Source organism: Asticcacaulis sp., assembly GCF_047605585.1.
GTDB lineage: Bacteria > Pseudomonadota > Alphaproteobacteria > Caulobacterales > Caulobacteraceae > Asticcacaulis.
Map to the genome: position 1 here is coordinate 469,904 of NZ_JASGFK010000001.1, position 14,827 is coordinate 484,730.

Here is a 14,827-nt window from a genome sequence, read left to right on the forward strand (position 1 = left end):
TGGATTTCTTCTCTTCTGTCGCGAGTGACGTACTCTCCTATGACCTGTTTCTACACGACATTTCCTTCACCTGTTGGCCAACTCACACTTGTGGCCGGGGACAGCGGACTGAGGGCCATCCTGTGGGAAGATGACGATCCTCTGCGCGTGCGCCTGGACGAGAGGGTGGAGGACGCGACGCATCCGGTCCTGCGGCAGACAGTCGACCAGTTGAGCGATTATTTCGCCGGTAAACGCCGTGAGTTTTCCCTGCCGCTCGATTTCCGGGGCACGGATTTCCAGAAAGCCGTCTGGCAGGCGCTGCTCCAAATCCCCTTCGGCGAGACTCGGACCTATGGGCAGCTGGCGGCGCAACTGGGCAACCCTTCGGCCTCGCGCGCGGTCGGCGCCGCCAATGGCAAGAACCCGATCTCGATCATCGCGCCCTGCCATCGCGTTATCGGCGGCAATGGCACCCTGACGGGCTTCGCCGGCGGACTGGAAGCCAAGGCCTACCTGCTATCACTGGAAGGCCATAACCACTTCCAGCCGTCATTGTTTTAAGCCGGCTTGACGCCATCGACCAGCAGGACGCGATAATCGGCGCCCAGCTGGCGATGCTTCATGGCCTCCTGATAGGCGGGCGAACCGTGCCAGTTGCGGGCGTGCGCCATATCGTCGAATTCAAGGATGACGATGCCGTCGGCCTCTTCGCCTTCCAGCGCAGCCTTGTCGCCGTAAAAGGCCAGTGGACGCGGCGGGTTATCGCCGCGCGCCTTGGGCGCCAGCCCGGCATAGATGGCCATTTCTTCCGGATTGGTGATGCGTTCGCGGATCATGATGACATAGGCGGTCATTTGGGCTCTCTTTCAGTTGATGTTTGCCTGAATTACGTTTTCTGGCGCCGCCAGTTGGCATACCAGCGCGCGGCCTCTTCCGGTATACCGCAGCGGCCCTCGATTTCGCGCCGACGGCGCATGGCCCCGCACTGCCGCCAGGTGACCGCCACCGCGCCGAGCGTCAGGGCCTGATCGCGGCGCGGCAGGGGCACATCGTAATGATCGCCCTGATACCATTCGCGTTTCATACCGATCCTGAGCGCCATGGCGTGGAGTTCGGCTTCGCTATCGGCGATCATGTGCGACATTTCCATGCCGCGAAAACGGCCGATGGCGTAACGGTACATGTCGTCGATATAAACGGTCATGCCTGCCAAGATAGGCGCATCTCGATTTATTGCCAGATGACTTGTCAGTTCAAAGGCGACCGCATAGGCTCAGCCCCTGCATGACAAGGGGATAAATCATGAAAATGAAATACGGTGCGACGATGCTCGCCTTTATGGCTGTATTGGCCGGGGGCGCTCAGGCGAAAGATATCGTGATCCATGCGGGCGCCCTGCTCGATGGCGTCTCGGCCATGCCGCAAAAGCAGGTGTCGATCCTGATCCACGATGACCGCATCACCGCCATCCAGCCGGGCTATGTGACGCCCGCAGGCGCCGAGGTGATCGACATGACGACGCAGACCGTCATGCCCGGCTTTATCGACTGCCACGTCCATATCGCCGCCAACCTGCCCAGCCGCACCAACGCCACCGAATACGCTTTCACCCATTCCGATATCGACCGCGCCTTCGATGGCGCGCTCTACAGCCGCCAGATGCTGCAGCAGGGTTTTACCAGCGCACGCGATGTCGGCGGCGGCGATGACACCGTGGCGGTGCGCAACGCCATCGACGGCGGCAAGATTTCCGGCCCGCGCCTGTGGGTGGCGCTGGAGCCGCTGGGCCCGACGGCCGGCCATGGCGACGGCCGCAGCGGCCTCGATCCGGCGCTGAGCCATCCCGGCTGGGACAACGGCATTGTCGATACGGTCGATCAGGCGCGTATTCGTGTGCGCGAACACAAGCGGCGCGGCGCCGACCTGATCAAGATCATGCCGTCGGGCGGCATCGCCTCCACCGGGGACGATCCGCGCCAGCAGCTGATGACCGACGATGAAATGCGCACGGTCGTGACCACCGCGCACAGCCTGGGCATGAAGGTAGCGGCGCATATCTATCCGGCCGGCGCCATAGAGGCCGCCGTTGATGCCGGTGTGGATTCGGTCGAGCACGGGTCCTTCGCCACCGATCAGACCTTCGCCAAGATGAAGGCACACGGCACCTATCTGGTGCCGACCCTGACCGTCTATGAGGTCTTTTACCGTGTGGCGCACGATTATCCGGAACTGCTGACGCCAGGTACGGCGGAAAAGGAACTGGCCAATGACCTGCTGCCGAAGCAGAACTTCCCGAAGGCGGTGAAATCGGGCGTCAAGATCGCCTATGGCACCGATCTCGGCGAAGGCGATCACGCCATGGAATTCGGCCTGATGATCGGCGGCGGCATGAAGCCGGCCGACGCTCTTTTCGCCGCCACGCGCAATGCGGCCGATCTGATCGGCACCTCAGATATCGGCGCGGTCCAGCCCGGCCGCTATGCCGATATCGTGGCCACCAGAGGCGATCCGCTGGCCGATCCGGCACAGTTCGAACAGGTCGATTTCGTCATGAAGGGCGGGGTTGTGTATCGTAAAGATGGCGCGCCGGTCGTGGGGGATTAGTGCGCTTTCGTCTGCCCTACGCACTGGCGGCCGCTCTTGTCTTCGTCACGGAAATCGCCATCGCGCTCTATATGCATGACGCGGTGATCCGGCCCTATATCGGCGACAGTCTGGCGGTCATCCTGCTGTATCTGGGCCTGCGCGCGGTAACGCCTCTGCGCGTTCTGCCGGCGGTATTGATCGCCCTGGCCATCGCCTTCGCCATCGAATTCGGCCAGTTGTTTCACCTGATCGATAAGCTGGGACTACGCGGCAACCGCATCGCCGGCTTTATTCTCGGCGGCTATTTCGATGCGACGGATCTCGGTTGTTATGCGGCAGGCGCCTTCGCGACTCTGATCGTGGAGAGCTTGCGGAAAGAAAAGTTGAGCTAACTTTCTCTTCCCCCGCTGCACAGGGAGGAGGAGAGAGTTTACGCCGCGCTCGCGCCGCTTTGCGGGGCCGGGACGCTGATCCCCGCCGCCGTATATTCGTTCAGCTTGTTGCGCAGGGTGCGGATCGAGATGCCGAGGATATTGGCCGCATGAGTCCGGTTGCCCAGGCAGTGCGACAGGGTATCGAGGATCAGCTTCTGCTCGACCTCGGCCACGGTGGAACCCACGAACGAACGCGCGGCGCTTTGCGCGGCCTCGGCGGCACGGTTGACGTAATCCATGCCGATCGGCGCCACCGGATTGAGCGGCTGGCCGTCCGGCAGGCGGATGGCTTCGGCGTCGATTTCCGCGCCGGCCGAGAGCAGAACGGCGCGGTGCATGGCGTTTTCCAGCTCGCGCACATTGCCCGGCCACGGATGAGCCTGCAGGCGGCGCTTGGCCTCCAGCGAGATCGGCTTCAGCGGAATGGCATTGGCTTCCGAGTACTTCTTGGCGAAGTGTTCCGAGAGCGCCAGGATATCGGCCGGGCGTTCTCTCAATGGAGGAAGGGCCAGGTTGATGACGTTCAGGCGGTAGAGCAGGTCTTCGCGGAAGCTGCCTTCCTTCACCGCCTGGGCCAGGTTGCGGTTGGAGGTGGCCAGCACGCGGATATTGACCGGCACCGGCTTGGCGCCGCCGACGCGATCGATCACGCGTTCCTGCAGGGCGCGCAGCAGCTTGGCTTGCAGACGGGCATCCATTTCCGAGATTTCGTCAAGCAGCAGCGTGCCGCCGTCGGCCTCTTCGAACTTGCCGATACGGCGGGCCATGGCGCCGGTGAAAGCGCCCTTCTCATGGCCGAACAGTTCCGATTCCAGCAGGTTATCGGGGATGGCGGCGCAGTTGACCGAGATAAACGGCTTCTGGGCGCGGCGCGATTTTTCGTGCAGGTAGCGCGCCATCACTTCCTTACCGACGCCGCTTTCGCCAGTGATCAGGATCGAGGCGTCCGAGGCCGCCACCTGATCGGCCAGCTTGAGCACGGCCTGCATCGAGGGATCGACCGTTACCAATGGGCGGGAATCGTCCGATACGGCCGACAGCACGGCCGCGATCAACTCGGCATCCGGCGGCAAGGGAATGAATTCCTTGGCGCCCTGGCTGATGGCGTAAGCCGCCTTGCGCGGATCGGGATTGACGCCGCAGGCGACAACCGTGACGAAGATGTGCTCGCGCTCATTGGCCTCGATCAGCGTCTTGATATCGAGCTCGTAATCGACCATCAGGAGGTCCGCGCCCTGGCCTTTCAGCAGGGCGGCAGTGGCCTGGGTCGGCGTCTCAACATGGGCCACCTTGGCGCCGGTTTCCATGGCCATCTTGACGGCGGCGGAGAGCTGGCCGCTCAGTTTTCCTACAACTAACAGTCTCATTGACCCGAATCCTCGCTCTTGATGATTTCCGTCATGGTCACCCCAAGACGATCATCGACCACCACCACTTCGCCACGGGCGACCAGGCGGTTATTCACATAAATATCGATCGCTTCCCCGACCTTGCGGTCGAGTTCCAGCACGCTGCCCTGGCCCAGCCGCAGAAGCTGGGACACGGACATATAGCTCTTACCCAGCACGGCCGAGATATTGACCGGTACATCGAAGACCGGCGCCAGGTCGACGGCGGACTTGTCGCCTTCGTCATCCGGCCCCGGTCCGGGGATGCCGCTGTCCTCAAAATCTTCCAGACCCAGATCGGCCATGACTTACTCCTTACTCGTGGGTGCGGGATTGGTGATATGCCTCGGCTTCGAGGGCTTCATTCAGGGTGTTTTCGAGGGCCTCGAAAACAGATTGCGGATTGTATTCGGCGCGACCGTCACTCCACATCACCTCGAAGCCGCCCTTGGGCAGGGTCGGATGTTCACGGAACTGCACCGCGCCGGCGAAGCCGGCCAGCATGGCGGCTTCCTCGGCGGCGGCCTTCAGCTCATCGGACGGATTGCTGACCGAGAGCACCAGACGGGTGGCGGGCTCGATCTCCTGGTTGAGCGCGTCCAGCGCGGCGGTGAGCGGCGCTTCGGGGAAGCGTTCCAGGGCCTCGGCGCCGATCTTCTGCGCGCAGACCAGGGCCAGGCGGACGGCCGCCTGCTTGTGGGCGAAAATGGCGTCGTTCAGACCGGAAAGCCCGGCCTGGGCGGCATCGGCAAGTGCTTGCAGGGCGGCCGCCTGCGCCATCTGGGCACGGGCCATCGCCGAGCTTTCACCGGCGGCCTGAGCAGACTTGCGGATCTCCTCGACCTCTTCAGGCGTGTAGAACTTCTTCTCGCGCGGCGGCGGCGCGGAAACGATACGCCCGCCCGCCCCGAAGACGGTGCCGAACTCGAACTTCTTGTGCACGGGCTGGGTCATTGCGACGGCACCTTTATTTTAGTTGCGCTACCGCTTCGCTGCTTGAGCGCGGCGCCAAACTCGAACTTCTTGTGCACGGGCTGGGTCATGCGGCCGCTCCGAAGACAGGCAAAATCTTCGCCTGCCCCATTCATGGGGAAGGTGGCATTCGCGCAGCGAATGACGGAAGGGGCTATTCCATAGTTCGCCCCGCCCACCGCTACGCGGTCCCCCCTCCCCATGAATGGGGAGGGCGAAAGGGTTTCGGCGCAGCCCACCTTAGTAAATAAGCTCATCATCGCCTCCCTGACCGGCCAGCATGATTTCGCCCTTGGCGGCCAGATCCTTGGCCACCTGCACCATCGCCATCTGCGCGGCGTCGACGTCCTTGAGGCGCACCGGCCCCATCGATTCCATGTCGTCGCGCATGATCTTGGCGGCGCGTTCCGACATGTTGGACATGAACATGTCGCGCAGGGAGTCCGAAGCGCCCTTGAGCGCCAGACCCAGCTGGTCCTTCTCGACCGCGCGCAGCAGGGTCTGCACCCCGCCCGGATCGAGCTTGGAGAGGTCCTCGAAGACGAACATCAGGGCCCGGATGCGTTCGGCGGATTCGCGGTTGCGTTCTTCCAGGGCCGCCACGAAACGGCTCTCGGTCTGGCGATCGAAATTGTTGAAAATCTCGGCCATCAGTTCGTGCGAGTCGCGCTTGCTCGTGCGCGCCAGGTTCGACATGAACTCGATGCGCAGGGTCTGCTCGATCTTGTCGAGGATTTCGCGCTGCACCGGCTCCATGCGCAGCATGCGCTGCACGCATTCGAGCGCGAAGTCTTCCGGCAGGGACGATAGGACGCGCGCGGCGTGGTCGGCCTTGATCTTGGAGAGCACGACGGCAACGGTCTGCGGATATTCGTTCTTCAGGTAGTTGGCCAGCACCGCCTCGTTGACGTTGCCGAGCTTGTCCCACATGGTCCGGCCGGCCGGACCGCGGATTTCCTCCATCAGGGCCTCGACCTTGTCGGCCGGCAGGAAGTTGCCGAGCAGGCGCTGGGTCTGTTCGTACGACCCCATGATGGTGCCGGAATTGCTCATGCCGGAGACGAACTCGACCAGCAGATCCTCGACCACATTCGACGTGACCGTGCCGAGCGACGACATGGCCTGAGAGATTTCCTTGATCTCTTCCTCATCCAGCGACTGCCAGAGCTGGACATGCTCCTCGCCCAGGGCCAGCAGGACGACCGCCGCCTTTTCGACCCCGCTCAGCTTCTTGGGGTCATCGATGATATTCTTGCGCGCGCCGACGGCCATCCCTTATCCCTCGTGCAGCCAGGAGCGGAGGATCGACACCGACTCTTCCGGATGGCGATCGACGAATTCCGACACCTTCTTCACCGAGGAGGCGCGGACCTGGCCTTCGATGCGGGCGATATCGATGCCGGCGCTGTCGGTGACAGACGGCGACAGCGCGCCAGCGCCATTGCTCAACTGGGCCAGGCCTGAGTCGGACGGACCGCCGAGGCCCGGTGTGATGCCCGCGCCAGCGCCGGCCAGGGCCACGCCGCCGGGGCCGGTCACCAGTATATTGGTCGGCGAGGAGGTGATGTATTTGAGCAGAGGACGGGCCACCAGGAACAGGGTCAGGAGGGCGACGATGAACAGGACCGCCACCTCGGCGGCGCGCATGATGTCGTTCTTGTCGAAATCGAACATCGAGGCCTTGCCGCCGGTGCCCCCATTGGTATCGATATCGCCGTGGCTGAAGCGGATATTGGTCACCTTGATGACATCGCCACGATTGGCGTCGATACCGACGGCGGCGCGCACCAGATCCTCGATCTTCTGCATGTCCTCCGGCGAACGCGCGGCATAGGCCGGCGGCGCCTTGCCATCCTTGGAAGGCGTCAGTGTGCCATCGACCACGACGGCGACGGCCAGCTTCTTGATCTCGCCCGGGGCGGTGACGGAGGTGGTCTTGGTGGTCGAGATTTCGTAATTGGTGGTCTCGGTCGTCTGGCCGCTCTGCTGGGTGGCGGTCGACGTGCCGGGCTGCTGCGCCCCGCCGGGAATATTGGCCGAGGCCGTCACCGCGCCATTGCTGTTCGGATCGCTGGTGCTGTCCTTCGATTCCGTGGTCGCCGTCGATCGCACGACCTGGCCATCGGGATTGTAATCGACCTTTTCCTGTGTGACGGCGGTCTGGTCGAGATCGGCGGTGACGGTCACTCGTGCGGCGCCCGGACCGACCACGCCCTCGACGATATCGGTGATGCGCTTGCGCAGCTTGTCCTCGACCTCGTCACGGTGCGCCGCGCCCAGGCCATTGGCGGAGTCGTCGCCGCCTGCCGCCAGCAGGTGGTTGCGGTCATCGACGATGGTAACGTCCGCCGGCTTCAGGTTGGGCACGGCCGAGGCCACGAGATTGCGGATCGAATCCACCTGCTCGGCATTGGGATTGCTGCCGGAGAGACCGAGCACGACCGTGGCCTTGGCCTGTTCCGGCGAATCGCTGAACAGCTCGCGCTTGGGCATGACCAGGTGGACGCGTGTGGAGGAAACCCCCTTCAGCGTATTGATGGTGCGCGACAGCTCGCCTTCGAGGGCGCGCTGGTTGTCGAGGTTTTGCACGAACTCGGTCTGGCCGAGCGTGGGGGCATTGTCGAAGATTTCGTAACCAACCGAGGCGGCGGTCGGCAGCCCCTTGCCGGCCAGCATCATCCGCGCCGTGGCCACCTTGTCGCGATCGACCATAATGGTGGAGCCGTCGCCCTTGGCGGTATACTTGATGCCTGCCTGATCGAGGTTCTGGGTGATTTCCCCGGCCTCTTTCAGATCGAGGTTCGAATAGAGCAGCGCCTGGGGCTGGGCGCTGACATGCAGGATGATGGCCGCCAACACGGCCGCTGCCCCCGCCGCGGCACCCAGGATAGCCGTGAGCCGGCCGATACCGAACTTTTGCAAGCCTGCGAAAAAGGATTCCACGCGCCAGACGCCCCATTACCAAAAATGGACGACGGCACGTTTCCTGGACGTGTCGGCATCCCACTAGGCAGTAATTTCCCAGTGGGGAGTTAATTAGGGATTAATTTCAGGGTGGAAATTTATTAATTTAATCAGCCAAATGCGCGGAAACGTTTATTTGGCAAGGCACTTTGCCTTTCACACCCGAATTAACTTTTTTAACACACCTGCCGCCACAAGGCGAGTACCCGCCATTCAAATTCCCGTCATTGGCGAGGCGGTATTTGAATAACATCGATTTACAGCCGCACACACGGATACGCGACATCACAAATCAATCGAACAGGCTTTCAGAAAGGCTTTGATTTGCCGCCACCTTGCGCAATTCCGGCATTGTGTGTGGCAATATAAGCTCCGCCGCGTAGGCAACCCAAGCCGTGCCTGTGAACGCAACGATTAAAATTGACCGATAATCAATGACGTTACGATCATCGATCCCAATTATAATAACACCAAAAAAGAATGCGAAGATCAGGATTAATGCGGTCAAAGCAATATTCAGCGCTCTTTTCGTTTCCGGGAGACTGGCAGCCCATGATTTTACTCCTGTCACCATGCCCGGCTTTCTGATTTTCATCATACCGTAGATATACATCGGCCAACCAATTACCATCGTGGCAATCATCAGACCAATATGCCAATCCGAATAGGCGAAGCTCGGGAAATATCGTTTCCAATCCAGCCATTGGAACCAGATGCCGGTCTGCGCTAGCAGAAGACCTGCTAAATACACACGCAGATAAAAGATATATGTGCGAATGGTTGTGAGAAATTCATGTTCCATACGGCCCCCTCACTTTCCGTTCTCAATGCGCTTTCGAGAAAACAAGTAAAAGTGGTATAGTCACAGGACGCAAAAGGCCAGCGCTTCGTTCAGAAAATCAGCCGAGGCGGGTGAAACGGGTACTTCGGCCATCAGGATCGCACCTTCGAGTTTGAGGAGGTCTATACAGTCTTTGACGCCAATCGCCGGATCAGTGCAGACGATCAGGTCGAAGGCCCCTTCCAGCGCCCGGCGCATCATGGCGTCCGTGGTGGCGAAGTAATGGTCGGCGCCCAGCCACAGGCGGTCGGTACGCGTGATGACCGGCGCCAGCACGCTGACCTCCGCCCCCATGGCGCGGGCTATGCGGATGACCATATGCGCCGCCGCGTTGGTGCCGGCCACCGCCACGCATTTACCGACACCCGACTGCCGGTGACGCAAAAGGGCGCGCAGGCTTTCGGGCGCGCCGGACGACTTCAGGCCATGAAGGGTCATGTCAGGCATAGTGATATCCTTGAATGCGGTGTGATAACCCATCATGCACCGCAAAAAAGTGGCGGCGGTAGAGCAATCCTGCAAGCCTTATGCACGATCCTGCAAACCGGTCCGTAAACCGGCATCCGGGCGTTTCATCCGCGTCCGTCTCTGCTATGCTGGGGCCTTCCACACAGGAAGGTTTTCCGCATGAGCCTGCCCTTTACCCCCTATCGCGAACTGGCCACCCTGATTGCCCGTTTCGCCACGACCGACGGCGATATCCGTACACCGGTCGATGGCCTGTTCATCGGCCGCCGCTCCGCGCCGGGCGATCCGGTGCACAAGGGCCAGCACGCCTGTTTCGCCCTGGTGGCGCAAGGCGCCAAGAGCGTGACGGTGGGCGGCGAGACCCATCATTACGGCGTCGGCACCTGCATGGTCGTCTCGCTCGACCTGCCGGTGATCTCGTGCGTCACCGAGGCCAGCCCGGACGTGCCGCAACTCGGCGTCGGCATGCTGATCAATGGCGAACGGCTGCGCGAGGTCATCGCCCGGCTTCCGGTGCCGCATCCCGCCTTTACCACGCCGGTGCGCGGGGTCGGTGTCAATCAGGCAACCCCCGAATTGCTCGACGCCATGATCCGGCTGCTGCGCCTGCTCGATACCCCGGCGGATATCCCCGCCATGGCGCCGCTGATCGAACAGGAAATCCTCTACCGCTTGCTGACCGGGCCCGATGGCCCACGCCTGCTCAATATCGCGCGCGCCGATACACCGGGCAACCGCATCGCCCGCGCCGTCGCCTGGCTGCGCGAACACTATGCCCGCCCCCTGCGTATCGAAGATCTGGCCGGGGATTGCGGCATGAGCGTCTCGTCCCTGCATCATCACTTCAAGGCGGTGACGGCCCTCACGCCGGTACAATACCAGAAGCAGCTGCGCCTGCATGAGGCACGCCGTCTGATGCTGGTTGAAAGCTGCGATGCCGGCACGGCGGGTCACCGCGTGGGGTACTTAAGCCCATCGCAGTTCAGCCGCGAATACAGCCGCCTCTATGGCTGCCCGCCGGCGCGCGATATCGAAAGCCTGCGCCTGCAGGCCTGATCATCTCCTTTCGACACTTCCTCGAAACTGTATCCACTAGTTGACAGACAGCGGACAATCCCGCGATCATGCCAGCAAAACGGGCGCACAGCCGCCTGTAAAACAGTGAGGATAGATGACCACGCCCGACACCACCGTCACCGGTAAAGCGCACTATGAAGTGCTTGATGGCCTGCGCGGCAGTGCCGCTGTTCTCGTCGTGCTGTTCCATATCATGGGCATGACCGTTTCCTGGGCCGATACCGGCCAGTTGCTGCACCACGCCGCGCTTGCCGTCGATTTCTTCTTCGTGTTGTCGGGCTTTGTCGTCGCCTATGCCTATGACGACCGCTGGAAGACCATGACGACCGGGCAGTTCATCCTGATCCGTCTGGTGCGGCTGCATCCGCTGGTGCTGCTGGGGGCAGTGCTCGGTCTCGTCAGCTTCCTCATCGATCCCTTCGCCACCAATCAGAAGGTCATTCCGCTCGCTACCGTGCTGGTCGATTTCGCCCTGATCAGCCTGATGTTGCCCCACGCGCCCCTGCCCAACCGCTGGACCGACACCCACAGCCTGAACAGTCCCGCCTGGTCATTGCTGCAGGAATATATCGGTAATCTGGCCTACGCTCTGGTGCTGCGCCGGCTGGGCACAAAGACGCTGGGCGTTCTGGTGATGCTGGCCGGCGCGTTGCTGGCCTGGTGCGCCTGGGACAAGAACACGCTCGATCTCGGCTCCTACTGGGAAACCCTGTGGCAGGGCACGGCGCGCATGGCTTTTTCCTTCATGATGGGCCTGTGGCTCTATCGGGTGCGCGATCGCTTTCCGAAAATTCATCTGGGCTGGATCGCGGCGACGATCGTGCTGGTGGCCGTCTTCGCCATACCGCTGATGCCGAAGGCGTGGCCGCACGCCAATGGCCTCTACGAAGTCGCTATGGTGATCGTGGTCTTTCCGCTGCTGATCCTCTGCGGCGCCCACTCGCAGATCGGCAAGCTGGAAATGGCGCTGTGCAAGTTTGCCGGGCGCATCTCCTACCCGATCTATATCCTGCACTACCCCTTCTTGCTGATCTATATGAACTTCGTCACCTTCACCAAGCCACCGTTGCAAACCGCACATATCGCCGGGGCTGCGGCCTTCGTGATCGTGGTGACCTTCGCCTGGCTGGCGGTGAAGTTCTATGATGAGCCGGTTCGCAAATGGCTCAAGCCCCTGACGCGAAGCAAGATATAATATTTTTAGTAAATTCAGTGAGATGCGAAATCTCCCAGACGCGGATGATTTCGCAACCACGCTTCCGCCAACTCACGCTGTTCTTTGATTTCCGCAAGCGTCCAAATCGCCCAATCTGTCTCTTCGTATCCCACACACAACGCTTCAGCTTCAGCCAAATCGAGTAAATCCACTCTCGGGTCATGAATGTAAAATGATGGAAGCTCATGCTGATTATAACTAATGTGGCCAGTAACCCATTCACACAGTTTTGCGCGCGCCCTTTGGCATTTTGGATCGAGTTCCAGGGCTCGCCGAATATGAAACATCTGGTCAATACCCAGAAGACCAAGCCAAAGGTAAGGCTCGGCTTGTAGAGGTTCACGATCTTTCCATTCCCTGAGCGTGGGAATGACCAGACGTTCCTTCAGGGGTTGCACCAAGGCATCATTGTTCAATGCGTTAAGCAGCCAAAGGCTGAAACGAAGCCGCTCGGTGAAAGTCCACAACACCGCATCGTCGATAAATCGATTGAGAGTTACAAGAGCTTTTTTGCGAATACCTTTGCCATGCTGTTCGAGATAATCGGCAAATCCTTGCCAAGTCGCTTCCCTCTTCGCCTCACCAGCAAGAGCAAACAATTTGTCGAGATCGTTATTCCGCATGGCTGTCATCCCCCCCCTTGGAGGGGGTAACATCTGAATTGGCTTGTGCCAATAATTTATGGCTTACCGTCCCAGCGCCAGTGCCAGCCACCCTTGGTCGTTTTCATACAGATGATGATCAGAACAATGGTGGACACCAGTGTGATCGCGATGAAGGCCGGACCGAAAAAAACAGGATTGGAGAGCACGCTCAGCAGGACAAATGGAGCGCCAGACACTATCACAAAATAAGCGGCCAGCACCGCCCATCCTTGCCAGGCAATCGGCAGGCCGGCGCCATAGCCGTAACGCTTCGGAGCAAACCACGCTTTTGAGGGCTTGGTGGACATGACATCACCTCCGTTTCGGCCCTTCAGGATGCTCTTATCGCTTCCTGAAAGGCAATGGCTTTACGTTCCAGACATTTGTCTCTATAAGCGCCGCCATGTCCATGATGATTACCACAAAACCGACAATGACACCGACCCGTATGCGGGGCGGTCCTGTCGTGCTGGCGGTTTAACAGCAGACACTGGACTTCAGCCCTGCGAAAGCGCGGGGCCGGTCTCTATCCACGACCATAAACACCTCGCGTTTCCGCCTTATTCCCAAGGAGACGTGACTAATGAACAAAATTCCCAATATCGGTATTGTCGGCGCCAGCGGCCTGGTCGGCAGCATGATGCTGGCCCTGCTGGCCGAGCGTAATTTCCCGCTTGGAAACCTGCGCCTGTTTGCCTCCAGCCGCTCTGCCGGCAAGCGTGTCGCCTTCCGTGACCGGGAGATCGTCATTGAAGACGCAGCCACAGCAGACTTTAGCGGCCTCGATATCGTCTTCTTCTCGGCCGGCGGTTCCACCTCCAAGGCTCTGGCGCCGAAGGTGGCTGCGGCCGGCGCCATCGTGATCGACAACTCCTCGGCCTGGCGCAGCGATCCTGACGTGCCGCTGGTGGTTTCCGAGGTCAATCCCGAGGCCCTGCGCCATATCCCGAAAGGCATTGTCGCCAATCCCAACTGCACCACCATGGCGGCCATGCCGGTGCTGAAGCCCCTGCACGAGGCGGCGGGTCTGACGCGTATCGTCGCCAGCACCTATCAGGCGGTTTCCGGCGGCGGCATCGAGGGCATCGAGATCCTGCGCGACCAGATCGTGGCGGGGGCAGCGGACTGCGCCGCCCTGGCCAACGACGGGACGGCTGTCGATCTCGGCGAGATTCGCAAGTGGGCCGTGCCGATCGCCTATAATGTCGTGCCGCTCAACTATGTGCTGGGCGAGGACGGCTATACCGAGGAAGAACTGAAGCTGCGCGATGAAAGCCGCAAGATCCTGAACATTCCCGGCCTGAAGGTGGCGGCCACCTGCGTGCGCGTGCCGGTCTTTAGCGGTCACGCCCTGTCGATCAATGTCGAGTTCGAACGTCCGCTTTCGCCCGAGGCCGCGCTGGAGCTGCTGCGCACTGCGCCGGGCGTTGAAATCGCCGAAGTGCCCAATCCGCTGGCCGTCACCGGCCGCGATCCGGTCCAGGTCGGTCGCATTCGCCGCGATCCGTCGGCAGACAATGGCCTGGTGCTGTTCGTGGCGGGCGACAACCTGCGCAAGGGCGCGGCGCTCAATGCCGTGCAGATCGCCGAAGTTTTGCTCCAGCAGGCGTAGCACTCATGGCCCGCGGCCACCCGCCGCGGGCTATTTCCCGCCGGGAGAGACAGCGCGCCAGAAGAAGGCCTGCAGGGTCTCGATCAGGGTTTCGTGGTCCATCATGTCCGGCGACAGCACCACTTCGTCACAGGCGCCATGCAGGGCATTGAACAGCATGACGGCCAGCAGGCGCGGATAATCGGCCTGCCAGGCGCCCGCGGCGGTGCCGGCCTTCAGAAAAGCTTCCATGTAATCGACCACCGGGTTCTGGTTCATCTCGCGGCGGTCGGCGGGCGCGAATTCGTGGAACACCACGTCATGGACGCGCAGCTCTTCGAAAAACAGGTCAATGCCGGTCCGCAGCCAGACATTCATCCGGCCGCGCCAGTCGTCTTCGGGCAGGCGCGACTGGGCCTCGACCAGAATCGCCAGAAACCGGCTGACATAGCGGTCCTGCAAGGCGGTCAGCAGGGCGTCCTTCGAGGCGAAGTGATGATAGAAGCCGCCTTTGGAAACCCCGGCGGCTGTCACGATCTCGTCTATGCTGGTAGCGGCGATACCCTTTTCGACGAACAGGGCGAGCGCGGCATCCATCAGTTCTTCCTGACGGACATCGGCGGGCTTGGTTCGCGAACGGGCAATGTTTGGTGACGGCATGAAC

Annotated in this window: 18 protein-coding genes; 6 read left to right on the forward strand and 12 right to left on the reverse strand. The window is 61.3% G+C overall.

The annotated features are described in order from the left end of the window. Nucleotides 1-39: 39 nt before the first annotated feature. Entirely contained in the window at nt 40-543 is a 504-nt protein-coding gene (locus QM647_RS02230) for a methylated-DNA--[protein]-cysteine S-methyltransferase (RefSeq protein ID WP_414993837.1), read from the forward strand. Here QM647_RS02230 and QM647_RS02235 read toward each other — a convergent pair. Then, nucleotides 540-836: a DUF1330 domain-containing protein gene (locus tag QM647_RS02235; protein WP_414993838.1), complete on the reverse strand. Its 297-nt coding sequence runs from the start codon at nt 834-836 to the stop codon at nt 540-542. The genes QM647_RS02230 and QM647_RS02235 overlap by 4 nt on opposite strands. A 32-nt stretch (nt 837-868) precedes the next feature. Beyond that, entirely contained in the window at nt 869-1,186 is a 318-nt protein-coding gene (locus QM647_RS02240) for a DUF4031 domain-containing protein (RefSeq protein WP_414993839.1), read from the reverse strand. A 98-nt stretch (nt 1,187-1,284) separates the two neighbouring features. Here QM647_RS02240 and QM647_RS02245 point away from each other — a divergent pair, with 98 nt between their 5' ends. Both QM647_RS02245 and QM647_RS02250 read left to right on the forward strand, forming a co-directional pair. Next, nucleotides 1,285-2,586, forward strand: a complete 1,302-nt coding sequence (locus QM647_RS02245; RefSeq protein ID WP_414993840.1) for an amidohydrolase family protein — start codon at nt 1,285-1,287, stop codon at nt 2,584-2,586. After that, entirely contained in the window at nt 2,586-2,960 is a 375-nt protein-coding gene (locus QM647_RS02250; protein ID WP_414993841.1) for a DUF2809 domain-containing protein, read from the forward strand. Before QM647_RS02245 ends, QM647_RS02250 begins: the two co-directional genes overlap by 1 nt. Nucleotides 2,961-2,998: 38 nt before the next feature. Here QM647_RS02250 and QM647_RS02255 read toward each other — a convergent pair whose 3' ends face one another. The 7 genes from QM647_RS02255 to QM647_RS02285 form a co-directional block, all read right to left on the reverse strand. Further along, complete coding sequence (locus QM647_RS02255) at nt 2,999-4,369, reverse strand: sigma-54-dependent transcriptional regulator (protein ID WP_414993842.1); 1,371 nt, start codon at nt 4,367-4,369, stop codon at nt 2,999-3,001. Beyond that, on the reverse strand, nt 4,366-4,695 hold the full coding sequence (gene fliN / locus QM647_RS02260) for a flagellar motor switch protein FliN (RefSeq protein WP_414993843.1): 330 nt from the start codon (nt 4,693-4,695) through the stop codon (nt 4,366-4,368). The genes QM647_RS02255 and fliN overlap by 4 nt, the downstream gene beginning before the upstream one ends. A gap of 10 nt (nt 4,696-4,705) precedes the next feature. Further along, nucleotides 4,706-5,344 carry a flagellar assembly protein FliH gene (locus QM647_RS02265; protein ID WP_414993844.1) on the reverse strand — a complete coding sequence of 213 codons (639 nt, stop codon included), beginning with the start codon at nt 5,342-5,344 and terminating at the stop codon, nt 4,706-4,708. A 258-nt stretch (nt 5,345-5,602) separates the two neighbouring features. Next, nucleotides 5,603-6,634 (reverse strand): flagellar motor switch protein FliG, encoded by a 1,032-nt coding sequence (gene fliG, locus QM647_RS02270; protein ID WP_414993845.1) that lies wholly within the window; start codon nt 6,632-6,634, stop codon nt 5,603-5,605. A gap of 3 nt (nt 6,635-6,637) precedes the next feature. Continuing rightward, on the reverse strand, nt 6,638-8,305 hold the full coding sequence (fliF, locus tag QM647_RS02275; protein ID WP_414993846.1) for a flagellar basal-body MS-ring/collar protein FliF: 1,668 nt from the start codon (nt 8,303-8,305) through the stop codon (nt 6,638-6,640). Nucleotides 8,306-8,618: 313 nt separating this feature from the next. Beyond that, entirely contained in the window at nt 8,619-9,128 is a 510-nt protein-coding gene (locus QM647_RS02280; protein WP_414993847.1) for a hypothetical protein, read from the reverse strand. 60 nt (nt 9,129-9,188) lie between these two features. Further along, nucleotides 9,189-9,614: a hypothetical protein gene (locus tag QM647_RS02285; RefSeq protein WP_414993848.1), complete on the reverse strand. Its 426-nt coding sequence runs from the start codon at nt 9,612-9,614 to the stop codon at nt 9,189-9,191. Between the two features lie 180 nt (nt 9,615-9,794). On the opposite strand from QM647_RS02285, the gene QM647_RS02290 reads away from it, so the two are divergent. Both QM647_RS02290 and QM647_RS02295 read left to right on the forward strand, forming a co-directional pair. Beyond that, the gene (locus tag QM647_RS02290) at nt 9,795-10,691 is read left to right on the forward strand and encodes an AraC family transcriptional regulator (protein ID WP_414993849.1); all 897 of its coding nucleotides are present in this window, start codon (nt 9,795-9,797) and stop codon (nt 10,689-10,691) included. A 115-nt stretch (nt 10,692-10,806) separates the two neighbouring features. Further along, nucleotides 10,807-11,907: an acyltransferase family protein gene (locus QM647_RS02295; protein ID WP_414993850.1), complete on the forward strand. Its 1,101-nt coding sequence runs from the start codon at nt 10,807-10,809 to the stop codon at nt 11,905-11,907. Nucleotides 11,908-11,921: 14 nt separating this feature from the next. Here the strand turns inward: QM647_RS02295 and QM647_RS02300 are convergent, their stop codons facing one another. Then, nucleotides 11,922-12,551, reverse strand: a complete 630-nt coding sequence (locus QM647_RS02300; RefSeq protein WP_414993851.1) for a hypothetical protein — start codon at nt 12,549-12,551, stop codon at nt 11,922-11,924. A gap of 56 nt (nt 12,552-12,607) precedes the next feature. Beyond that, entirely contained in the window at nt 12,608-12,880 is a 273-nt protein-coding gene (locus tag QM647_RS02305) for a hypothetical protein (RefSeq protein ID WP_414993852.1), read from the reverse strand. A 275-nt stretch (nt 12,881-13,155) separates the two neighbouring features. Between QM647_RS02305 and QM647_RS02310 the strand changes: the two genes are divergently transcribed. Beyond that, nucleotides 13,156-14,184, forward strand: a complete 1,029-nt coding sequence (locus QM647_RS02310; protein WP_414993853.1) for an aspartate-semialdehyde dehydrogenase — start codon at nt 13,156-13,158, stop codon at nt 14,182-14,184. A gap of 30 nt (nt 14,185-14,214) precedes the next feature. Here the strand turns inward: QM647_RS02310 and QM647_RS02315 are convergent, their stop codons facing one another. Then, on the reverse strand, nt 14,215-14,823 hold the full coding sequence (locus QM647_RS02315) for a TetR/AcrR family transcriptional regulator (RefSeq protein WP_414993854.1): 609 nt from the start codon (nt 14,821-14,823) through the stop codon (nt 14,215-14,217). Nucleotides 14,824-14,827 lie beyond the last annotated feature (4 nt).